The sequence below is a fragment of the Nonomuraea sp. NPDC050556 genome, assembly GCF_044457355.1.
Taxonomy (GTDB): Bacteria; Actinomycetota; Actinomycetes; order Streptosporangiales; family Streptosporangiaceae; genus Nonomuraea.
Genome location: NZ_JBITGU010000008.1, coordinates 260,549 through 281,295, shown reverse-complemented (window position 1 = coordinate 281,295; position 20,747 = coordinate 260,549). Strand labels below are relative to the sequence as shown.

The 20,747-nt window shown below is 71.1% G+C and carries 26 protein-coding genes; 15 read left to right on the top strand and 11 right to left on the bottom strand.

Annotated elements, in window-relative coordinates; genetic code table 11:
• Positions 1–286: 286 nt before the first annotated feature.
• Positions 287–1,195 (bottom strand): threonine/serine dehydratase, encoded by a 909-nt coding sequence (locus ACIBG8_RS53540; protein WP_397351156.1) that lies wholly within the window; start codon positions 1,193–1,195, stop codon positions 287–289.
• Complete coding sequence (locus ACIBG8_RS53535) at positions 1,195–1,497, bottom strand: ArsR/SmtB family transcription factor (protein WP_397351155.1); 303 nt, start codon at positions 1,495–1,497, stop codon at positions 1,195–1,197. The genes ACIBG8_RS53540 and ACIBG8_RS53535 overlap by 1 nt, the downstream gene beginning before the upstream one ends.
• Positions 1,498–1,600: 103 nt before the next feature.
• Between ACIBG8_RS53535 and ACIBG8_RS53530 the strand changes: the two genes are divergently transcribed.
• Both ACIBG8_RS53530 and ACIBG8_RS53525 read left to right on the top strand, forming a co-directional pair.
• Positions 1,601–1,957, top strand: coding sequence for a DMT family transporter (locus ACIBG8_RS53530; protein ID WP_397351154.1), 357 nt, complete (start codon positions 1,601–1,603; stop codon positions 1,955–1,957).
• A 9-nt stretch (positions 1,958–1,966) separates the two neighbouring features.
• Positions 1,967–2,287 (top strand): DMT family transporter, encoded by a 321-nt coding sequence (locus ACIBG8_RS53525; protein WP_397351153.1) that lies wholly within the window; start codon positions 1,967–1,969, stop codon positions 2,285–2,287.
• Here the strand turns inward: ACIBG8_RS53525 and ACIBG8_RS53520 are convergent.
• On the bottom strand, positions 2,265–3,356 hold the full coding sequence (locus tag ACIBG8_RS53520; protein WP_397351152.1) for an alpha/beta hydrolase family protein: 1,092 nt from the start codon (positions 3,354–3,356) through the stop codon (positions 2,265–2,267). The genes ACIBG8_RS53525 and ACIBG8_RS53520 overlap by 23 nt on opposite strands.
• Before the next feature lie 130 nt (positions 3,357–3,486).
• Here ACIBG8_RS53520 and ACIBG8_RS53515 point away from each other — a divergent pair, with 130 nt between their 5' ends.
• On the top strand, positions 3,487–4,539 hold the full coding sequence (locus tag ACIBG8_RS53515; protein ID WP_397351151.1) for a sensor histidine kinase: 1,053 nt from the start codon (positions 3,487–3,489) through the stop codon (positions 4,537–4,539).
• A complete protein-coding gene (locus ACIBG8_RS53510) occupies positions 4,536–5,186 on the top strand; it encodes a response regulator (protein WP_397351150.1) in 651 nt (216 codons plus the stop codon). Before ACIBG8_RS53515 ends, ACIBG8_RS53510 begins: the two co-directional genes overlap by 4 nt.
• 63 nt (positions 5,187–5,249) lie before the next feature.
• On the opposite strand, the gene ACIBG8_RS53505 is transcribed toward ACIBG8_RS53510, so the two are convergent.
• Positions 5,250–6,413 (bottom strand): trans-sulfuration enzyme family protein, encoded by a 1,164-nt coding sequence (locus tag ACIBG8_RS53505; protein WP_397351149.1) that lies wholly within the window; start codon positions 6,411–6,413, stop codon positions 5,250–5,252.
• 59 nt (positions 6,414–6,472) lie between these two features.
• Between ACIBG8_RS53505 and ACIBG8_RS53500 the strand changes: the two genes are divergently transcribed.
• The 7 genes from ACIBG8_RS53500 to ACIBG8_RS53470 all read left to right on the top strand — a co-directional run bounded on the left by ACIBG8_RS53500 (position 6,473) and on the right by ACIBG8_RS53470 (position 12,838).
• Complete coding sequence (locus ACIBG8_RS53500; RefSeq protein WP_397351148.1) at positions 6,473–7,888, top strand: PLP-dependent aminotransferase family protein; 1,416 nt, start codon at positions 6,473–6,475, stop codon at positions 7,886–7,888.
• Between the two features lie 10 nt (positions 7,889–7,898).
• Positions 7,899–8,540, top strand: a complete 642-nt coding sequence (locus tag ACIBG8_RS53495; protein ID WP_397351146.1) for an alpha/beta fold hydrolase — start codon at positions 7,899–7,901, stop codon at positions 8,538–8,540.
• 28 nt (positions 8,541–8,568) lie between these two features.
• The gene (locus ACIBG8_RS53490) at positions 8,569–9,450 is read left to right on the top strand and encodes an ABC transporter ATP-binding protein (protein WP_397351145.1); all 882 of its coding nucleotides are present in this window, start codon (positions 8,569–8,571) and stop codon (positions 9,448–9,450) included.
• Entirely contained in the window at positions 9,443–10,186 is a 744-nt protein-coding gene (locus ACIBG8_RS53485; protein ID WP_397351143.1) for an ABC transporter permease, read from the top strand. The genes ACIBG8_RS53490 and ACIBG8_RS53485 overlap by 8 nt, the downstream gene beginning before the upstream one ends.
• 10 nt (positions 10,187–10,196) lie before the next feature.
• Complete coding sequence (locus ACIBG8_RS53480) at positions 10,197–11,282, top strand: sensor histidine kinase (RefSeq protein ID WP_397351142.1); 1,086 nt, start codon at positions 10,197–10,199, stop codon at positions 11,280–11,282.
• Entirely contained in the window at positions 11,279–11,884 is a 606-nt protein-coding gene (locus ACIBG8_RS53475; protein WP_397351141.1) for a DNA-binding response regulator, read from the top strand. The genes ACIBG8_RS53480 and ACIBG8_RS53475 overlap by 4 nt, the downstream gene beginning before the upstream one ends.
• Before the next feature lie 273 nt (positions 11,885–12,157).
• The gene (locus ACIBG8_RS53470; protein ID WP_397351140.1) at positions 12,158–12,838 is read left to right on the top strand and encodes a class I SAM-dependent methyltransferase; all 681 of its coding nucleotides are present in this window, start codon (positions 12,158–12,160) and stop codon (positions 12,836–12,838) included.
• Positions 12,839–13,100: 262 nt separating this feature from the next.
• Here the strand turns inward: ACIBG8_RS53470 and ACIBG8_RS53465 are convergent, their stop codons facing one another.
• The gene (locus ACIBG8_RS53465) at positions 13,101–14,381 is read right to left on the bottom strand and encodes an esterase-like activity of phytase family protein (protein ID WP_397351139.1); all 1,281 of its coding nucleotides are present in this window, start codon (positions 14,379–14,381) and stop codon (positions 13,101–13,103) included.
• A gap of 88 nt (positions 14,382–14,469) precedes the next feature.
• Positions 14,470–15,114, bottom strand: a complete 645-nt coding sequence (gene npdG / locus ACIBG8_RS53460) for an NADPH-dependent F420 reductase (protein WP_397351138.1) — start codon at positions 15,112–15,114, stop codon at positions 14,470–14,472.
• Positions 15,115–15,209: 95 nt separating this feature from the next.
• Here npdG and ACIBG8_RS53455 point away from each other — a divergent pair, with 95 nt between their 5' ends.
• The gene (locus ACIBG8_RS53455) at positions 15,210–15,788 is read left to right on the top strand and encodes a hypothetical protein (protein WP_397351137.1); all 579 of its coding nucleotides are present in this window, start codon (positions 15,210–15,212) and stop codon (positions 15,786–15,788) included.
• Position 15,789: 1 nt separating this feature from the next.
• On the opposite strand, the gene ACIBG8_RS53450 is transcribed toward ACIBG8_RS53455, so the two are convergent.
• Positions 15,790–16,782, bottom strand: coding sequence for a LysR family transcriptional regulator (locus ACIBG8_RS53450; RefSeq protein WP_397351136.1), 993 nt, complete (start codon positions 16,780–16,782; stop codon positions 15,790–15,792).
• A 73-nt stretch (positions 16,783–16,855) separates the two neighbouring features.
• Between ACIBG8_RS53450 and ACIBG8_RS53445 the strand changes: the two genes are divergently transcribed.
• A complete protein-coding gene (locus tag ACIBG8_RS53445) occupies positions 16,856–17,119 on the top strand; it encodes a hypothetical protein (protein ID WP_397351135.1) in 264 nt (87 codons plus the stop codon).
• A gap of 19 nt (positions 17,120–17,138) precedes the next feature.
• Complete coding sequence (locus ACIBG8_RS53440; RefSeq protein WP_397351226.1) at positions 17,139–17,750, top strand: cyclase family protein; 612 nt, start codon at positions 17,139–17,141, stop codon at positions 17,748–17,750.
• On the opposite strand, the gene ACIBG8_RS53435 is transcribed toward ACIBG8_RS53440, so the two are convergent.
• Together ACIBG8_RS53435 and ACIBG8_RS53430 are read right to left on the bottom strand one after the other, a co-directional pair.
• Positions 17,732–18,025 carry a response regulator transcription factor gene (locus ACIBG8_RS53435; RefSeq protein WP_397351134.1) on the bottom strand — a complete coding sequence of 98 codons (294 nt, stop codon included), beginning with the start codon at positions 18,023–18,025 and terminating at the stop codon, positions 17,732–17,734. The two genes, ACIBG8_RS53440 and ACIBG8_RS53435, sit on opposite strands and share 19 nt — an antisense overlap.
• A gap of 77 nt (positions 18,026–18,102) precedes the next feature.
• The gene (locus tag ACIBG8_RS53430) at positions 18,103–18,279 is read right to left on the bottom strand and encodes a hypothetical protein (protein ID WP_397351133.1); all 177 of its coding nucleotides are present in this window, start codon (positions 18,277–18,279) and stop codon (positions 18,103–18,105) included.
• A gap of 32 nt (positions 18,280–18,311) precedes the next feature.
• Here ACIBG8_RS53430 and map point away from each other — a divergent pair, with 32 nt between their 5' ends.
• Entirely contained in the window at positions 18,312–19,160 is an 849-nt protein-coding gene (gene map / locus ACIBG8_RS53425; protein WP_397351132.1) for a type I methionyl aminopeptidase, read from the top strand.
• Positions 19,161–19,281: 121 nt separating this feature from the next.
• Here the strand turns inward: map and ACIBG8_RS53420 are convergent, their stop codons facing one another.
• Entirely contained in the window at positions 19,282–20,151 is an 870-nt protein-coding gene (locus ACIBG8_RS53420) for a hypothetical protein (protein WP_397351131.1), read from the bottom strand.
• The gene (locus ACIBG8_RS53415) at positions 20,148–20,705 is read right to left on the bottom strand and encodes an RNA polymerase sigma factor (protein WP_397351130.1); all 558 of its coding nucleotides are present in this window, start codon (positions 20,703–20,705) and stop codon (positions 20,148–20,150) included. The genes ACIBG8_RS53420 and ACIBG8_RS53415 overlap by 4 nt, the downstream gene beginning before the upstream one ends.
• Between the last annotated feature and the right edge of the window lie 42 nt (positions 20,706–20,747).

Below are 20,747 nucleotides of genomic sequence, written 5' to 3'. Positions count from 1 at the left end.
GTTTCCAGCGCCGCGTCGGCGAGACGGTGTACGGCGGAGCTCGGCGCAACGTGTGCGGACCCCCGCGCACCAATCGCGCTGACCGACACGCGCGGGGTCGTGCGCGCGCGCCGTTGTGGGCGCGTGGGGTTGTGGGTGCGCGGGTTGCCCGTGTGTGGCCCGTGTGGCGGCGGGTTTCCAGCGCCGCGTCGGCGAGGTGGTGTACGGCGGAGCTCGGCGCAACGTGTGCGGACCCCAGCTCACCGACCGCACGGCGCGCCAGGGGCCCCGCCGTACCCTCCGAAGGTCACGTAAGCGTTGACAGGTCTGTGTTGGACCCGCAGACCACCACAGCCACCCTCTCCCCCTCCTCCGGCACATAAACCCCACTCGCCAACGCCGCAAACGCCGCCGCCCCCGAGTGCTCAGCCGCGACCCGATGCTCCCCCCACAAAGCCCGCCGCCCCTCCACGATCGCCTCGTCGGACACCAACACGCTACGAACCCCCGACGACCCCAGAACGGCGAACGGCAAAGCCCCCACCTGCGAAGCCCCCAACGCATCCGCAGCCACCCCGCTCACCGACACACGCACCGGCCGCCCAGCCTCCAACGCCGCATGCAGCGTAGGGATCAACTCCGGCTCCACCGCCACCACCCGAGAAGCCCCGATGGCAGCCGCCACCCCCGAGATCAGCCCACCCCCGCCCACAGCCACCAGCACCGTGTCCACCCCACCCGTCTGCTCCAGGAGCTCCAACCCCAGAGTCCCCTGCCCAGCCACAACCTCCCGCTGGTCGAACGCATGGACCTCCAATGCCCCCGTCTCAGCCGCCCGCTTGGACGCCGCCTCAGCCGCCTCCGCATAGACAGCCCCCGTCTGCGTGACGTGCGCCCCGAGCGCCCCCAGCCAGGCCACCTTCACCGGACTCGTCACCGTGGGCACGAAGATCTCCGCCCGAAGCCCCAGCGCCCGCGCCACCCAGGCCACCGCCATCCCGTGGTTCCCCCCACTGGCGGCGATCACCCCCGCAGCGGGCACGGCAGGCGCGGAAAGCACCCGGTTGAACGCCCCGCGCACCTTGAACGACCCCGCGTGCTGCAACTGCTCGAGCTTGAGAAACACCCCGGGCGAGATCTCCAGCACCGGCGTGCGCAGAACGTGTCCAGCGATCCGACCGGCCGCCGCCTCGATCTCGGACAGGGATATCGACATCACAGCTCCCTCACGATCGCCGCCTTGAGCGCCGCGATCCGTTGCTCGTTCCGCTTGTAGAAGACCCACTGCCTGATCCGCGTGCCGGTGACCAGCCCGGCGCGTTCCAGGATCTTGAGGTGCCCGGTGGCGCTCGGCTGCGTCATGCCGAGCTTCCTGGCGATGAAGATCGAGCACACCCCGTCCGCCACCAGGTCGCCGTCGGTCTGGGGCGGGAAGTGGCCGACCGGGTCGGCCAGCCACTCCAGGATCAGCAGGCGCGGTTCGCTCGCCAGGGCGCGCATCTCGTCGACGGACAGCACTTAGCCAGTTTCCTAATCCCCTAACCCTTCGTCAACTTGACACTAGTTGCTTGCACATACATGCTTATTTCCACAGACACCGGCAAGTGAAGGGATCGTTCCCGTGGCCTGGATATACCTGCTCATCGCCTCGGTCTTCGAGGTTGTTTTCGCCCTGGCGACCAACGCCACCCACGGCTTCACCGAGCTGTGGCCGTCCCTCCTGACCGCCGGCGCGGCCGCCGGAGGGATCTTCTTCCTCAGCCTCGCGCTGAAGACCCTCGACGTCGGCGTCGGCTACACCGTCTGGACCGGCATCGGCTCCGTCGGAACGGTCACCCTCGGCACCCTGATCTTCGACGAGTCGATGAACATCTGGAAGGCGCTGGCCTTCGTCCTGATCATCGGCGGCGTCCTGGGGCTCAAGCTCGCCGACAAACTCGCCAAGCCGGCAACCGCCACCGTCACCACCATCGCCTAAGGAAGCATCATGGCCTGGATCTACCTCGCGATCGCCATCGTCTTCGAGATCGCCTTCGCCCTCGGTACCAACGCCACGCAGGGGTTCACCCGGCTCTGGCCGTCCGTCTTCACCCTGCTCGCCGCCGCCGGCGGCATCTACACCCTCAGCCTGGCGCTCAAGACGCTGGACGTCGGCGTCGGCTACACCATCTGGACCGGCATCGGCTCCATCGGCACCGTCCTGCTCGGCGCCCTGATCTACAAGGAGAAGATCACGTTGCCCAAGCTGCTCTCCTTCGCCGCCATCATCGCCGGCGCCATCACCCTCAAGCTCGCTTCTGGCCTCTGAGGACGACTTCGGGGAAGCGGGGGTCGGGGTGGTCGAAGAGCGGGGTACGGCGGGCCTTGAGGTGCAGGTCGAAGAAGGCGCCCACATAGGCCCGCTGCGCCGCCACCGACCGGGCCGGGTCGATCGTGCCGATCAGCTCCCGCACCCCCGGCACGTCCCGCACCTGGGGAAGCAGCGCCTGGAGGTCCGTGAACGAGCCGTGTGCGGCCCCCTTGAAGCGCAGCTCCCGCTTCCAGCCCTTCGACGCCGCCCAGAACGTCCGCCAGCTCGGGTCCGGCTCGCGGTCGGACGACACCTGGAGGAACGGCTTGGTCACCCCGGTGCGCGCCACAGGACCGAGGTAACCGCCGTCCAGGTTGACGGCCGCGTCCACGCGGGGGTCGTCGTGGGCGGCCTGCGCGGCGGCGGCGCCGCCGATCGACTGCCCGAGCAGGCCCACCCGGGTGAGGTCCATCGGGATGCCCAGCGAGGGCAGCTGGTCCAGCACGTACCTGAGGTCGGCCACCCGGGCCTTGGCGTGCTTCTTCAGCAGCGCCGCGATGACCTTGGGGGTCAGCTTGGCGGGCAGCGGAGCGGCCCGCACGACCCGCCCGCCGGGGAACTCGACCTGGTCCGCCTCGTAGGTGTGGTCGACGGTGACGACGACGTAGCCACGGCTGGCGAGGTCCTCGACGAGCGCGGTGCCGAGGGTGCGCGGCCCGCCGTCCCCCGAGGCGAACACGATGACGGGATAGCGGCCGGTGGCTGGAGCTCCGGAACGGGCGTGGGTGGCGGTCGCCGCCCAGTTCACCGCGCCGGGCTTGATGCCGAGGCCGGGGGCGGAGTGCTCGTCCCAGTCCGCAGCGGCCTTGGGCGACATGTGGGGCGCCAGGGGCCGGTCCGACGCCTGCGCCGGATACCAGACGCTCACCATCAGTTCCCGGAAGCGCACCGACCGGACCAGCGGGTCCCGCCGCGACCGGTCGACCAGGTGCATGGACACGGTACCGACGGGGTCGGCGCCGGTGGGGGCGGGCAGGACAAGAGTGGAACCGGCGACCAGCAGGGCCGTGATCAGAGAAGTACTCATGGGACGAGGCTGTCAGCGAAGGCCATGCCACCGCTTCCAGCGCGCGGACGGTCTTGCGGTCAGCCGCCGGTCGCACCGTCCTCCTCAGGGAGGACGCGGAGCGGGCGAGAAGCGCCCATAGGCTGACGCCATGCGTTCCGTTCCTCCCGTGCTGCTCGACGCGCTCCTGGCCGCCGGGCTGTTCGTGGTGACCCTGGGACCTGGCCTGGCCGGTACGGCGGAGCCGTACGCGATCGTGCTCCAGGCCGGGCTGCTGGCTCCGCTGGTCTGGCGGCGGCGGGCTCCCGTGGTCGTGTTCGCGCTGGTGGCAGCGGTCGCGTTCGTCCAGTGGCTGCTCGGCGTGCAGTTGCCCGCCGACATGGCGCTGCTGGTCGCGCTCTACACCTTGGCCGCGCACCGGGCCTGGCCGTACACGCTGGCGGCCGGGGTCGTGACGACGGCGGGGATCGGGCTCGCGACGCTGAGCTGGGCGCCGCCGGGCAGGCTCCTCGCGTCTGCGGTGGCGCTGGCCGCGATGGCGGCGGCCGCCGTCCTGCTGGGCCTGCACATGCGCGCCAGGCAGGAGCACGCGCGGGAGCTGGAACAGCGCGCCGTCGACGAGGAACGCGCCAGGATCGCGCGGGAGATGCACGACATCGTCACCCACAACCTGTCCGTCATGGTCGCGCTGGCCGACGCGGCCACGGCCGCCCAGGAGTGCGCGCCGGTCGAGGCGGCGGCGGCGATGCGCCAGGTCTCCGGCACAGGACGGCAGGCCCTGGCCGACATGCGCCGTTCCCTGGGCGGCGAGGCGTCGCGTCACCCGATGCCCGGCATCGCCGAGCTCGACGCGCTCGCCGACCACATGCGCGCGACCGGCCTGCCGACCAGCCTCGACGTGGAGGGCGTCCCGGCGACCGTACCCGCCGCCGCCCAGCTCACCGTCTACCGCCTGGTCCAGGAGGCCCTGACCAACACGCTCAAACACGCGCCCAAGGGCACGAAGGCCCAGGTCCAGGTACGGCTCGCGCCCGGGTCCGCCACCGTCGAGGTCACCGACGACGGCCCGTCCACCGCGCCGCCCACCTGGGGCCGCGGCCTGGTCGGCATGCGCGAGCGCGCCGCCGCGTACGGCGGGGTCCTGGAGGCCGGGCCCCGCGCGCGGGGCTGGCGGATCTTCGCGCGGCTGGAGCTGCCGCGATGACGGTCCGCGTGCTGCTCGTCGACGACGAGGCGCTGCTCCGCGTCGCCTTCACCCTGCTCCTGAAAACCCAGCCCGGCCTGGAGCCGGTCGGCGAGGCGGCGGACGGGGCCGAGGCCGTACGGCTGGCCGCCGAGCTGCGCCCCGACGTGGTCCTCATGGACGTGCGGATGCCCGGCATGGACGGCATCGCGGCCACCGCCAGGATCGTCCGCGAACGCCCGGCGACGAGGGTCCTCCTCCTGACCACGTTCGACCTGGACGAGTACGCCTTCGCCGGGCTGCGCGCCGGGGCGTCCGGGTTCCTCCTCAAGAACGCGCTGCCCGAGGAACTGCTGGCGGCGATCCGCGACGTGGCCGCTGGGGACGCGGTGGTGTCGCCGCGCGTCACCCGCCGCCTGCTGGAGACGTTCGGCCACCACCTGCCCACCGGCGAAGGGCCCCGCGTGGACCGGCTCAGCGAGCGGGAGCAGGAGGTGCTGGTGCGGGTGGCGCGCGGCCAGTCGAACACGGAGATCGCGGCGAGCCTGCACGTGGCGGAGGCGACGGTGAAGACGCACGTGAGCCGCGTCCTGGCCAAGCTGGAGCTGCGCGACCGCGTCCAGATCGTCATCTACGCCTACGAGAACCGGCTGATCCACCCCTCATAGAACACCTGACCAAGAAGGCCCCCACATCCCTCCCTCAAAGGAAGACCTTTCTGTCAGGTGTTCTCAGGCGAGGGCCTGGGCGAAGTCGGCCCACAGGTCCTCCGGGTGCTCGATGCCGACGGCGACCCTGACCGTGCCCTCGGCGATCCCGTGCCTGGCCAGCTCGGCCGCGCTCAGCGACCGGTGCGAGGTCGTGGCGGGCTGCATGACCAGCGTCTGCACCCCGCCCAGCGAGGGCGCGAGCAGCGCGAGCCGTACGGAACTCATGAACCTCTCCCCCGCGGCACGTCCCTCGACGAGGTCGAAGGCGAAAACCCCGCCGAAGTCGGACAGCAGCTTGGAACCCAGCTCGTGCGACGGGTGCGCGGCGAGCCCCGGCCAGTGCACGGCGGCCACGGCCGGGTGCTCGGCCAGGCGGGTGGCGAGCAGCCGGGCGTTGGAGCAGTGCCGCTCCATGCGCAGCGGCAGCGTCTGCAGCCCGCGCAGCGTCAGCCAGGCGGCGAACGGGTCGAGCGTGGCGCCGAGCGAGATCGCGTAGTGCCAGAGGTGCCGGTAGAGCTCGTCGGAGGCGAACACCGCGATGCCGCCCAGCACGTCGGAGTGCCCCGACAGGTACTTCGTCATGGAGTGCAGGACGATGTCCGCCCCGTACTCCAGCGGACGGCACAGCAGCGGCGTGGCGAACGTGTTGTCCACCACGGACACGATGCCCAGGTCGCTCGCCGCCGCGCACATCCCGGGCAGGTCGGCGACCTGGCCGATGGGGTTGGCCATGGTCTCCAGGTAGACGAGCTTCGTGGACGGCGTGACGGCGGCGCGCAGCGCGTCCGGCGAGTCCTCGGCGACGTAGGTGACGGTGATGCCGTACCTCGCCACCAGGTCGTTGATCATCGCGGCGGTGCCGCCGTAGAGGGCGCGCTGCGCGACGAGGTGGTCGCCCGGCTTGAGCAGGCCGAGCAACACGGAGTTGATCGCGCCCATGCCCGAGGCGGCAGCGAACGCGGCCACACCGCCCTCCAGACCGGCGATCGCCTCTTCGAGCGCGCGCACGGTCGGGTTGGAGTAGCGGGCGTAGACGAAGGCGCCGTCGGGGCGGCTCATGCCGTCCGCGAACACGGCCGGGTCGTCGAAGGCGAACCCGGAGGTCTGGTAGAGCGGCACGCTGATGGGTGAGCTTCCGTCGACGACCGGCATGGGCAGGTGTACGGCGCGCGTCTCGAGATCCATGAATCGAGCATGACCTGAAATTTCGTGCGATATCAGAGCCAATCGGACAGTATTGGTCCATGAAGCGAGCCAATCTCGACGATCTCGTGGATCTGCTCGGCCGGTGGGCCTCCGGGCGCGGCCCCCTCTACCTGCTGCTCACCGCCCGCCTGCGCGGCCTGATCGACGACGGCGTGCTGCCGCCGGGCGAGATCCTGCCGCCCGACCGGGTCCTGGCCGGACGCCTCGCCGTCGGCCGCGGCACCGTCGTGGCCGCCTACGACCTGCTCCAGCAGGAGGGGCGCGTGGTGCGCCGCCAGGGCAGCGGCACCAGGGTCGCCGACGCGCAGCTGCCCGCGACGCGCGCGGCGACGGACGTCGTGACCAACCCCCTGCTCCTGCACATCCTGCAGCCGCCGGACGGCGTGGCCCTGCTGACCTGCGCGGCGCCCGACGAGCCGCCGCCCGCGCTGATCGAGGCCTACCAGGCGGCCCTCGCGTCGCTGGCGCTGGTCAGGCACGACATCGGCTACCAGCCCGCAGGCCAGACCGTGCTGCGCGAGGCGATCGCCGCCTACTACCGGGGGCGCGGCCTGCCCACCTCCCCGCAGGAGATCCTCGTCACGACCGGGGCGCAGCAGGCGATCACGCTGCTCACCGAGCTGCTGGTGGCGCCGGGCGACACCGTGGAGACGGAGATCCCCACCTATCCCGGCGCGCTGGAGGTCTTCAGGCACGCCTCGGCGGTCATCAGGCCGCTGCGCGACCTCAGCGACCGGCCGTCGCTGGCCTACGTAGTGCCGACCGCGCGCAACCCCACCGGCTCGATCATGGACGGCTTCTCGCGCAGGAGGCTGGCCAGGCTCAGCTCGGAACACGACGTGCCGCTCATCGACGACGAGGTGTGCGCCGAGCTCTGCTTCGACGGCGACACGCCGAGCCCGCTGGCCTCCTACCCGGGCGGCGAGCAGGTGATCACGATCGCCTCGCTGAGCAAGATCGTCTGGGGTGGGCTGCGGGTCGGCTGGGTCCGCGCCCCCGCCGCGCTCGTCTCGCGGCTGGCCAGGCTCCGCGCGATCCAGGACCTCGGCGGCGAGGTCCTGGCTCAGAGGGCTGCCGCCCACCTGCTGGGCAGGCTGGACGAGGTACGGCGGGCGCGGGTGGCCACGCTGCGCGCCGGACACGACCACCTCTGCGGTGAACTGCGGCGCAAGCTGCCCGACTGGGAGTTCGAGCCAGCCGAGGGCGGCCAGACGATCTGGGTACGGCTGCCGCGCGGCGACGTCGACTCCTTCGCGCAGGTCGCGTTGCGCCACGGCGTCGCCGTACCACCTGGGCGGTCGTTCGACCCGACGGGCGGGCACGCGGAGCACATGCGGCTGCACTTCCTGTTCGCGCACGACGTGCTCACCGAGGCGGTGGACAACCTGGCAGCCGCCTGGGAGGTCTATGACGGCGCGCGGCGGCCCGCGTCGCGGCACTCGCTCATCGTCTAGACATAGAGACATGAATGCCACGTTCGTCCTCCTGCACAGCCCGCTCGTCGGGCCGTCCACGTGGGCCCCGGTGGCCGCGCTGCTGAGCGGGGCCGTCGTTCCCGACCTGCGTACGGCTCCGCCGTACTGGCCTCAGGTGGTCTCGGCCGCGGTGCGGCAGGCGCCTTCGGCCGGGGCGTTGGTGCTGGTCGCGCACAGCAACGCGGGGCTGCTGGTCCCGGCGATCGCCAACGCGCTCGGCGGGCGCGTCAGGGGGTGCGTGTTCGTGGACGCGCACGTACCGCCGCGCTCGGGCTCGGTGCCTGCGACGGACCCCGCGCATCTGCCGTTCCTGCGGAGCCTGGCCGGGCCCGACGACGTGCTGCCCCGCTGGACCGACTGGTGGGACCCCTCGACGATGCGCCTGCCGCCTGAGGTGGTGGCCGAGCAGCCCCGGCTGCCCTTGGACTACTTCACCCAACGCATCCCGGTGCCCGCCGGGTGGGACAGGGTGGCGTGCCGGTATGTGTGGTTCAGCCCGCCGTACGAACCGGTCGCCAAGGAAGCGGAGGCCCGCGGCTGGCCCGTCACCCACCTCCCGGGCCACCACCTCCAGCAACTCGACGACCCGTCAGCGGTCGCCCGGGAAGTCGTGAATTCTTCACTGCCCTGAAACGCGCCCGCGGCCGACGATCAGAGGCATGAATGCGATTGAAGTCAACGGGCTCAGAAAGAGCTTCGGCAGCTTCGAAGCCGTGAAAGGCATCACCTTCGAAGCAAAGTCAGGTGAGGTCTTCGCCCTCCTCGGCAGGAACGGCGCCGGCAAGACCACCACGATCGAGGTGCTCGCCGGGTTCCAGCGCCCGGACGCGGGAGAGGTGCGGGTGCTCGGCCTCGACCCGGTCAAGGACCGCAGGCGGGTACGCAGGAGCACCGGCATCATGCTCCAGGAGGCCGGGTTCTTCCCCGACCTGACCGTCACCCAGACCGTGGAGAGCTGGCGCACGTTCAGCGCCGCGCCCCGGCCTGCGGGAGAGGCTCTGGAGCTGGCCGGGCTGAACGCCAAGGCGGGCACGAAGGTGCGCCAGCTGTCCGGCGGCGAGAAGCGCCGGCTCGACCTGGCGCTGGCCGTACTCAACCGTCCCGACGTGCTCTTCCTCGACGAGCCGACCACCGGCATGGACCCCGAGGCGCGCAGGAACACCTGGGAGGTCGTCCGCGGCCTGGCGGCGGAGGGCACCGCGATCCTGCTGACCACCCACTACCTGGAGGAGGCGCAGCGCCTGGCCACCCGCATGGCCATCATGGACGACGGAATGATTGTGGCCAGCGGAGGCATGGCCGAGACCCTCGCGGCCCAGTCCGGGCGGGTCTCCTTCGAACTTCCCGAAGGAATGAATCCCGCGGATCTCCCCCTTCCGGTGACCGTCAGCGGCGGCGTCGCCGTCTGCCGGGCCGAGGATCCCGACCTGGCCGCCCAGACGCTGCTGAGCTGGGCGGGCGAGCGGGGAGTACGGCTGCGCGGCCTCGAAGTGCGCACGGCGTCGTTGGAAGACCTCTTCTTGGAGCTGTCACATGCGTGAACTCGTGGCCGTCGCCCGCTTCGGCGGCAGGATCTACTGGCGCGACCGGGTCGCCGTCTCTACCTCGGTGGCGCTGTCCCTCGGGCTCGGTATCGGGCTGCCGGTGCTGTTCAGCAAGTTGGGCGAGGATGTGCCTGTCCTCGCGACGCACCTGGGCCTGCTCGGCATGCTGGTCACGCTCACCGCGCTGAACCAGGCGGCCGTGTCGCTGTCCGCGCGCAGAGACCAGCTCATTCTCAAGCGCATGCGCGCCACCGGCCTGCGCGACCGCGACATCCTCGGCGGCGAGCTCGTCAACATCACCCTGCAGTCCACGCTGGTCGCCGTGGCGATCTCGGTCGTGCTCTACGCGACGGGGACCGTACCCCCGCCCGCTCAGCCCGTGGTCTTCCTGGTGTTCGTGGTGGCCGGAGCCGGGGTGCTCGCGCTGCTCGGCGCGGCCTTCACCGCGGCGATCTCGCGGGCTGAGATCGCCTCCGTCATGGCCATGCCGTTCTTCCTGCTCGCCGGGGTCGGGGGCGGCGGGTTCGGCCCCATGCTCAAGCTGCTGCCCGAGTGGGTGCAGTCGGCGTTCGGGTTGCTGCCCAGCACGGCGCTGGTCAGGGCGCTGACCATCGCGCATGAGGGCGGCGCCTGGTCCGGCTACCTGATGCCCGCGCTCAACCTCGCGATCTGGGCCGTCATCGGGCTGGCCGCGATCAAGCTCTGGTTCCGCTGGGAGTCCCGAAAGTCATAATGGTCGGCATATGAGCAAGCAAGCCCGAATAATCGCGATCGCGGTGGTCGCCCTCGTCTCGGTCGGCTACACGATCGCGGCCGTGGTCGTGTCCCTCATCGAGGGGTCCACGCGGACGTCCGTCCTGACGCTGGTCACGTTCGCCGCCTTCTACACACCGCACTTCCTGAACGTCCGGGCCGCGCTGCGCAACACGAGGCCCAGGTTCTTCCCGCTCGTGCTCGCCGTACAGGTCCTCGCGACCTACCTGCCCGAGCTGCTGCTGCACAACGGCTGGTCGGCGGGGACGGCACCGCTGCTGGCCGGGCCGTTGCTGCTGCTCGTCGACCTGCGGTGGAGCGTTCCCGTCGTGGTGGCGATGGCGGGCTGGCAGGGGTGGCAGGTCTACGGCTACTCCCACGACATCGGGTCCACCGGCTACTACATGCTGACCGTGCTCATCACCGGCGGCATGATCTACGGCCTGGTCAGGCTCGTGCAGGTGACCACCGAGTTGGAGGCGGCCAGGGCGGACCTCGCCGAGGCAGCGGTGCTCAAGGAACGGCTGCGCATCTCGCGGGACCTGCACGACGGGCTCGGGCGGAGCCTCACCGCGATCGCGCTGAAGGGCGACCTGGCCTCGCGGCTGCTCGACCGCGACCCGGCCGCCGCCAGGACAGAGGTGGGCGAGCTGGTGCAGGTGGCGCGGGAGGCGGCGCAGGACGTGCGGCAGGTGGCCCGCGGGTACCGGGAGATGACGCTGGCCGGGGAGATCAACCGGGCGGTGGCGCTGCTGGAGTCGTCCGGCGTGACGTGCCAGGTCAACCTGGCCGCCGCCGCGCTGCCGAAGGGGTCGGAGGAGGCGCTGGCGTGGGCGGTGCGCGAGGGCGTCACCAACGTGTTGCGGCACAGCGCCGCCACCCTGTGCACGATCAGCACCTCGGTGCGGGACGGGGCGGCGCGGCTGGAACTCGTCAACGACGGCGCGCACGCCACCGGGGCCAGGGGCGGGGGGCTGTCCGGTCTCGACGAACGGGCCGCCCAGGCGGGCGGGGCCGTACAGGCTGCCGCGACGGAGTCCGGCGGGTTCCGGCTGGCCGTGGAGGTGCCGGCGTGATCCGGGTGCTGCTGGCGGAGGACATGCACATGATCCGCGCGGCGCTCACGGCGTTGCTGCGGCTGGAGTCGGACATCGAGGTGGTGGCGGAGGTCACCAGGGGCGACGAGATCGTGCCCGCCGCGTTGCGGGTGCGGCCGGATGTGGCGATCGTGGACATCGACCTTCCGGTGGTGGACGGCATCACGGCGGCTTCGTCGCTTCTGGGGCGGTTGCCGTCGTGCCGGATCCTGGTGCTCACTGCTATGGGGCAACCTGGTCAGGTACGGCGGGCGCTGGCGGCGGGCATCACGGCGTTTCTGGTGAAGGACGCGCCTGGTGACCGGCTGGCGGACGCGATCCGGCGGACTGCCGCTGGTCTTCGTGTGCTGGACGCCGAGCTGGTCGCGTCCGCCATGGAGTACGGCGAGACCCCTCTGACGGCGCGGGAGTCGACGGTGTTGCGCGAGGCTGCCCGCGGGTCGTCGGCGGAGGAGATCGCGGGGCGGCTCCATCTGTCGGCGGGCACCGTACGCAACTACCTGACCGCCGCGATCACCAAGACCGGCGCCCGCAACAAGATCGACGCCATCCGCATCGCCGAAGACGCGGGCTGGCTCTAACCCCACCCCCGAAGCCCCTCGGCTGACCCCGCCCTTCAGGAACCCCACCCTCACGGACCTCCCCCTCACGGGCCCCTGCGGAGCCCCCGGCCCTCAAAGGACCCTCACCCCTCACGGACCTCCGCTCTTCATGGGACCTTGCCCTTTGCGGGGCCTCGCCTCTTTGAGTCTCTTCTCCCCGGGTTGCGCCGGGAGCGGACATGCTGAGGGCTGAATGGCTGGCCCGGGTGGGGTGGTGCGGCGGTTAATGATCTCGACGGACGGAGGACCGCCATGGCATCAACCCCGGCGTACGACGAGATCGCGGACTGGTACGAGGAAGTGTTCCTCGGGAAGCAACCGCCCGACCAAGACCCTCACGGGATCAGGCGGATACTGCGCGACCTGCTCGGCGAAGGCACCGGCCACTGCCTGGAGGTGGGATGCGGCACCGGCGCCTACGCGGGCGAGGTGCGCGGGCTCGGCTGGACGCCGGTCGGGGTGGACCTGTCCACCGGCATGCTGCGGCACGCGCGCGGCCGCCTGCCCGTCGTCCGGGCGGACGCCGAACGGTTACCCGTCCCCGACGGGCAGCTCCCGGCGGTGGCGTGCGTGATGGTGCACACCGACATGCCCGGCTATGCGGCCGTGGTGAAGGAGGTGGCCAGGGTGTTGCGGCCCGGTGGGGTGTTCGCGCACGTGGGGGTGCATCCGTGCTTCTGCGGCTGGTTCGCCGACCGGGCCGACCCCGAGGCGGCGGTCATCCGTCCCGGGTACCTGGACCGTCTGTGGACCAAGGCCTCGTGGACGACCGAGGGGGTGCGCGACAAGGTGGGCGCCATGCACTGGCCGCTGTCGGACTTGATGCGGATGTTCACCGACGCAGGGCTGGTCTTCGAGCGCCTCGCCGAGGGCAACGGCCCCACCCCGCTGGTCCTCGGCGTCCGCCTACGCAAACCCCTCGCCACCCCCTGACGAGAGGGGTGAAGGCGCGTTAGGGGCGAACCCCTCACGGGTGGCCGGGCCCCACAGGCGGAGGGCATCGCGGGTGGACCGCCTCGCGCGGGGTTGAGGGCTCACGGGCAGGGCGGACCCGCGGGCGGGACCGCCTCTCGCGGGTGGCGGGCCTCACGAGCGGAGCGGACCCGCGGGTGGAAGCGTCGCCCAAAGACCGGAGGGCCTCGCACCCAAGGACGCCCCTCGCGGGTGGAGAGGCGTCCTTGGGGTGTGGAGTGGGTTACAGGAGGGGCTTGGGGAGGCGGATGGTGAGGATGTGGCTGGCGATGCCGGAGTCCACCAACCGGCCGTCAGCCCCGAAAGTACCCAGCCCGAAGTCGTTGTCGTTGGCGATCGCCAGCGTCATCGGGTCCAGCACCGTGACGCCCTCGATCTTCCCGGGAAGCCCGGGAATCGCCGCCAGATCCACCGCCAGCGCCTTCGTTGCCACCGTCACCGACGAAGGCAGCGCAGCCTCCAGCGACGGACTCGTCGCCACATCGTCGTACGGCCCGCCCAACAGGTTCGTGGCCCGCCGCAGGTCCACCTTGTACAACCTGGCCAGCGCATCCGTGCGCTCCTGCAGCAACAACCGCCCAGGGCTGAGCACGTTCAGCGCCGAGATCTTCATGTCCCCCTGCTCAGCAGCCGGGTCGAAGGTCCCCACGCTCTCCATCGTGTACGCCCACTCCCCGGTCGCCCGCCCCGTCCGCAGGTCGACCCGGAGGATGCGAGCCGTCGAAGAAGCCTTGCCGGTCTTCTTGTCCGGGTTCGCCAGCGGGCTCTGCACGGCCAGGTACAGAGCCCGCTCCAGCGGCGAGACGCCGAGCGCCTCGAAGCCGCGGTTCTGCTGCCGCGTCGACAACACGGCAGGCAAGGTCTCGGCGACCGGGTAACCGGCACCGGTCAGCCCCAGGCCCTTGGGCACGTACCTGGTCAGGATCCGCCCGTCTGACCCGACGTGCACGAGCGACGGCCCGTACTCGTCCACGAGCCAGAACCCGCCGCGCCCGTCGGTGACGATGTCCTCGGTGTCGAGCCCGCCCGGGTCGTAGGCGAGCTGCGTCTGCCCGTCCCAGCTGTAGGGCACCTCGTCGTGCCCCACCTGGTTGGGCCGCCCGCTGATCGGGGTCCCGTCGGCGTTCTTGATGGTGATCGTCTGCGCGACGGTGGCCACCCCGTGCCGTACGGCGACGCGGACGATCGCGGGGGCGAACTCGGGCACCGGGAAGGTGCGCCGCTTCTCCCCGTTGACCTTCGGCTCGCCGTTCGGGCCGCGGTCGGTCACCATCCAGTACTCGCCGCGCCGCCCGGCCGGGTAGAGGCCGCTGCCCACCCCGCCGAGCTTGACGCCGCGGTCGTCCTGCACCAGGCCCTGCTCGAACTCGGCCAGCGCGGGCGCGGACAGGGTCACGTCCGAGGTGACCCTGGGCTCACGTGACGGAGGCGCGGCGAGCGCGGGGGACGCCGCGAGGACGGTCAGGGTGGCGGCTGCCAGCCCGGCGATGAGTGAACGCGACACGAGGCTTCCTATCGGTCAAATGCTGCATGAGCAGACGAAAGGTAGCGACGCGCGACGTCCGGATGTTGACGTGAGGGTGAACGGCGGCTCACACGTCAGTGACGCGTAGCCCCGCGTGTGCCTTGTATCGGCGGTTGATCGAGATGAGGTTGGCGGTGAACGCCTCCACCTGGTGCGCGTTACGCAACCGCCCGCCGTACACGCCTCGGACGCCCGGGATCACCGCGGCCAGCGCCTGGACGGTGTCGGTGGCCTCGCGGTCGTCGCCGAGCACCAGGACGTCGAGGTCGACCTTCTCCACGGCGGGGTCGAGCAGCAGCACGGCGGAGACGTGGTGGAAGGCGGCGACGACCCGGCTGTCGGGGAGTACGGCTGCCGCCTGCTGCGCGGCGCTGCCCTCCTCGACCGGCAGCGCGTAGGCGCCCTGCTTGTCGAAGCCCAGCGGATTGACGCAATCAATCACGATTTTTCCGGCCAAAGGCTCGCGAAGGGAGATCAGCAGCTCCTTGTGGCCGTCCCACGGCACCGCCACGATCACGATGTCCGCCTCAGCCGCCACGACCGCGTTCTCCGCGCCGCGCGCGCCGAGGCCGATCGAGTCCGCCGCCTCCTGGGCGCGCTGGGCGTTGCGCGAGCCGATCAGCACGGGGTGCCCGGCCTGCGCGAACCGGTGCGCGAGACCCTTCCCCTGGTCGCCGGTGCCGCCGAGAATGCCGATGGAGAGTTCAGTCATGGCTCGATCATGCCAGCCCGCGCCCGCCGCAGGAGAGCCAGGTCCGCACGCCGGAACGCCAGGCGAAACCGGGGCCCGTGGGGCACGATGGACTGATGGACTCAGGGTCGGTGGATTTCCTGCGCGAGCTGCTCGCCGAGACCGGCTGGGTGGAGCGCACCCGCGAGCTCGGCCTGGCCCTGCGGGCCACCCGCTCCCCCGGCGGGCTGCTGCTGGTCGGCACGCCCGACGACGAGCCGTGGCACCTGACGGCGCACCTGAGCGACGAGGCCAGGTTCGCCGACCTGCCGCAGCTCACCCCCACCCTGGTCCGATGGACCCCGCCGGACGACGCCCCGGCCCACCTGCGGGTCGGCCTCGACCGGCTGGAGGAGGTACGGCGGGGCGAGACGTTGTTCGTCGTGGCCGAGCAGAAGGCGCCGGTGCCGCTCCTGGAGCGGGTGGACGACGCCAGGCGCACGGGCGCGACGATCCTGGCGATCGAGGGCGCCGACCGGGAGCTGGCCGGGCTCGCCCACGACGCGATAGCCGTACCCCCCGACGGGTTGATCACGTTCGACGGCGCCCAGCACCTCGTCAGCGCGGCGGCGGGCGAGCTGCCGCAACGGCTGGGGCTACGCGACCGGCTGGCCAGGCTCCTGGAGCGGGTCAGCGGCCCCCAGGTCGCCGACTAGCTCAGCCGACCGACTCGGGAGAACCCAGCTGACCGGCTGGCTCGCCAGAACTGCCCGGGGAGCCCAGGTGGCCGACCAGGGACTCGCCGAGCGCCTGGGTCGCCTCGGCGATCGCGCCGATGACGACGGCCTGCACGGGGTCGGGCTCGCCGGAGCGGGTCCTGCTGATCCGGGTGAGCGCGGCGATCCTGCGCGCGCCGACGTCCCTGACCTCGCTCACCCGCACGTCGCCCTTCTGCACGTCGAGCAGCGCGAGGGTCGGCACGATGGCCACCCCGTGGCCTGCGGCGACGAGCGCGAGCATCGGGCCGAACTCCATGATGACGTGCTGCCTGCGCGGCTCGAAGCCGTGCAGCGCGGCCAGCCGTTCCAGCGCCTGCCCTACGGCGTGCTCGGGCCACCCGGCCACCCAGGGCACGTCGGCCAGGTCGGCGACGGCGCACGGCGGGTCAGGCCAGCTCGCCGGGACCACCACGCGGAACTCGTCGACGTAGAGGGTGCGCTCCATCAGCGACGGCTGCGGGAGCGGCGGCAGGCTCATGTCCTGCTCGGTGATGACGATGTCGACGCCGCCCAGGCGCAGTTCCTGCAGCGCCGGCTGGCCGTACAGCTCGTGGATGACCGGGGTGATCTTCGGGTGCCGCTCGGCCAGGTCGCGCATGGCCGGGACGAGCATGTGCGTGATCACGGTGGGGAACGCGGCGATGGTCACCGGTCCCGCCAGCCGTTCGGTGAAGCGGGTGAGCTCGCGCCTGGCCTCGGCCAGCTCGTCCTCGACCCGCTCGGCGTACCCGGCGAGCACCCGGCCTGCCGGGGTGAGCGAGACGCGGCGCTGCGAGCGGTCGATGAGCGCCAGGCCGACCTCGCGCTCGAGCTGGGCGAGCTGCTGGGAGACTGCGGAGGCGGTGAGGTGGAGGGCCTCGGCCGCGCGCATGACCCCACCGCGGCGGGCCACCTCATGCAGCACCCGCAGCCGCCGGGGGTCGATGTCCATGCAGGTCAGCTTACGCGCGCAGTTAGATATCGTTAATTGCGCTATATCCTGCCTGGTCAGGACAATGTGCGGCATGGACCTGCTGCTGGATGTGATTGGCTGGCTGGGCGCCGCCCTCCTGCTGTACGGCTACGCGATGGTGTCCACGTCGCGGATGCCGGGGGACGGCGTGCGGTACCAGCTGATCAATCTCACCGGGTCGCTCAGCCTCATGGTCAACAGCGCCTACAACGCGGCCTGGCCGTCCGCTGGGCTGAACCTGATCTGGGCGGCCATCGGCATCGTGGCGGTCTACAAGCTCATCAGAAGAGGAGTCACCAGTGATCGTCGAGCTTAGCCACCGCATCACCGAGGGCATGGTCACCTACCCCGGAGTGCCTGGGCCCGTGCTGGGGACGCACCTGAGCAGGGAGGCCTCGCGCGAGATCTACGAGCAGGGCACCGAGTTCCACATCGGGACGATCACGCTGGCCGCCAACACCGGCACCTACCTGGACACCCCGCACCACCGCTACGCCGACGGGTCCGACCTGTCGCAGGTGCCCCTGTCCGCCATCGCCGACCTGCCGGGACTGGTGGTGCGGTCGTCCGACCGCTCCGTGGGCGTCTCCGCGTTCGAGGGGCTGGACGTGCGCGGCCGGGCCGTACTCGTCGAGACCGGGTGGGACCGCTTCTTCGGCACCCCCGCATACCTCGACGGCCACCCGTTCCTGAGCCCGGCGGCCGCCGAATGGCTGGTGGAGCAGGGGGCGGCGCTGGTCGGCATCGACTCGCTCAACATCGACGACACTCCCCCGCGCGGGCCGCGGCCCGCGCACACCGTGCTGCTGGGCGCGGGCATCCCGATCGTCGAGCACCTGACCGGGCTGGCAGCGCTGCCGGCTGAGGGGTTCCGCTTCCACGCGGCGCCGCCGATGGTCGTGGGCATGGGAACGTTCCCGGTCCGGGCTTACGCCGTCATACCGTAGGAGAGCAGCGCCGCCTCCGTCCGGTTGGCGGCGCCGAGCTTGCCCCTGGCGTTCTCGACGTGCTTTTCCACGGTTCGCGGGCTGATCTCCAGTCTTCTGGCGATCTGCCCGTTGGTGAGACCCTGGGCGACCAGCCTGAGCACCGCGCTCTCCCTCTTGGTGAGGGACTCCTCCTCGCGGTGCTCGGTGATCAGGATGGCGTGCGGGCTGACGGCCTGGACCACCAGGCCGTAGTCGGCGGACAGGGATTCGAGCAATTCGCGCAGACGCGACATGGTGTGGACCTCTCCGAGGGGGCTGACCTCTCAGAGTGTCTGCGTATGTTCGCGTACCGGCATGAGTACCCCGCTACTCAGTCTTCGTCGGCCTCCGCCTCGTCCCAGGCCTTGTTGCGCTCCGAGGCGCGCTGCAGCGCCCCCGCGGCCTCCTGCTCCGTCGCGTACGGACCCATGCGGTCCTTGTTGGGACAGCCCTGGTCGGGCTCGACGCGCATGTGCTTGAGGCAGAACCACCACTGATCACTCGTCATGCGTTGGATTCTGCCCCCGTAGACTCTCCTTCATGACGACGTTGCTCCAGCCCGGGCGGATTTCGCCCATGCGCAAGGTTCCCGCACACATCGAAAGGCCGGAGTACGTCGGGAAGAAGCGCCCCAAGACCGGCGAGGACGACGTCAAGACGCCGGAGATCATCGAGAAGATGCGGGTCGCGGGCAGGATCGCCGCGCAGGCCCTCGAAGAGGTCGGCAAGCACTGCGTGCCCGGCGTCACCACCGACGAGCTCGACCGCATCGGCCACGAGTTCCTGCTCGACCACAACGCCTACCCGAGCACGCTCGGCTACCGGGGCTACCCCAAGTCGCTGTGCACCTCGCTCAACGAGGTCATCTGCCACGGCATCCCCGACGACACCGTGGTCCGCGACGGCGACATCATCAACATCGACATCACCGCGTACATCGGCGGCGTGCACGGCGACACCGACGCCACCTACCTGGTCGGCGACGTGGACGAGGAGTCGCGCCTGCTGGTGGAGCGCACCCGCGAGGCGACGATGCGCGCCATCAAGGCGGTCGCGCCGGGGCGGCAGCTCAACATCGTCGGCCGGGTCATCGAGGCGTACGCCAAGCGGTTCGGTTACGGCGTGGTGCGCGACTTCACCGGGCACGGCATCGGCACCACCTTCCACTCGGGGCTGATGGTGCCGCACTACGACGATCCTTCGCTGAAGGTCGAGCTGGTGCCGGGGATGACGTTCACCATCGAGCCGATGCTGACGCTGGGGACGATCGACTACGACATCTGGCCGGACAAGTGGACGGCGGTCACCAAGGATCGCAAGCGGACCGCGCAGTTCGAGCACACGATCCTGGTGACCGACACCGGCAGCGAGATCCTCACCCTCCCCTAGAACACCCGACGAGAAGGCCTCCCGCACGAATCTCTCCCCTCGAAGGAGAGAAGAGCAGAGATCGGGAGGGCCTCCTCTCTGGGGGTTCATTCTGGGCGCTCTCGGGGTGAGGGTCATTCTGTCAGGGGCAGGGGCCGCCGCAGAGGGGGTTGTTCTCCCACGCCTGCTCGGTCACCGTCAGCCGGATGACGCCTGGTTCGTCCTTCTGCGTCACCGCGGACCAGGCCACCCAGCCGGGGCCGACCGGGCCCTGGTTCTCGGGATCGATGCCGCCGCCGCCCGGGTTGCCCGGGTACGGTTCCAGCACTTCCAGGTGGACCTTGAGCCCGCGCTTCTCGATCTCGGCGACGACCGTGGCCGCCTTCTGCCGTTCCACCGGAACGCCTTCGAGCGGCTCGCCCTTCTTCGTGGCGTCGGCCTGCTCGACGACCTTCGGCTCCGGGCGGGTGTCAGGGACGAGCTCGCAGGGCGCGACCGGGTCCTTGTAGAGGTGGGTGGTGGTGCCCTGCGGGGCCAGCGTCCACACCCAGGTCTCCCCCTTGCGGAACAGCTTGGGGTTGACCTTCATCTGGAAGCCGTCCGTCACCCCCGGGTCGTTGTACGGCACCGTGTAGAGGCCCTTGGGGATGTCCTCGACGTACACGCCCCTGGGCTCCTTGCACATCTTCCCCTCGGGCTCGAAGTCCACGATGGCCGGGATGCCCAGCGCCCGAAGCTGCTCGGTGAGGTCGGCCATGTTGCCCACGCTGCGCGCCGAGTCGCGCACGGTGATGACGACGGTCCCGTCGTCGCCCTCGCCCACTCCGTAGGCGGCCTCCCGTCCGCTCGACGCCACCAGGACGCCCGCCGTCACCGCGCCGAGCCCTACGACGGCGGCCAGCGCGAGATAGAGACGCCCGCGCGGCCTCTTCCGGGGCTTGGCGGCGATGTAGGCCTGCAGTTCGGCGAGCCGCCGCTCCTCGAACCCCGCCAGCGTGCCGTTGTCGGTCATGACGTTCCTTCCATGGCGAGTTCTTCTGACGGACCCGTTCGCAGGAGCCGGTGGGCGCGGTGCAGCCGGACGCGTGCCGTACCCACCCTGATCCGCAGCGCGGCCGCGGCGTCGGCCACCGGGAGCCCGTCGATGTCGACGAGCTCGGCCACCGCGCGCAGGGCCTTGGGGAGCCCGGCGATGGCCGACAGCATCGCGCCTGCCGCCCGTTCCGCGTCGATGCGCACCTCCAGCCGGGCGATGTCGTCGGCGTCCAGGTGCCGCCGTCCCGCCTCGCGCTCGCTCTTGTCGAGCTCGCGGGCCGCCCTGCGGTGCTCGCTCGCCACCACGTTCCTGGCGATGCCGTACAGCCAGGCGACCTCGCTGCCCCGGTCTGCGCGGTAGGTGCCGGCCGCGTCGATGGCGGCCATGAACACCTCGGTGGTCAGGTCGTCCACGAGGTGGGGCACGGGGACGCGGCGCGCCACGAAGCGGCTGACCTGCTCCACGTGTCTTCGGTAGAAACCCTCGAACGCCACGGGATCACGCATCGTCGGCCGCAGATCGCCTGCCATCCGTCAAACCTCTCGTTAGTCCATCTCTCTCCCGTTCTTGGG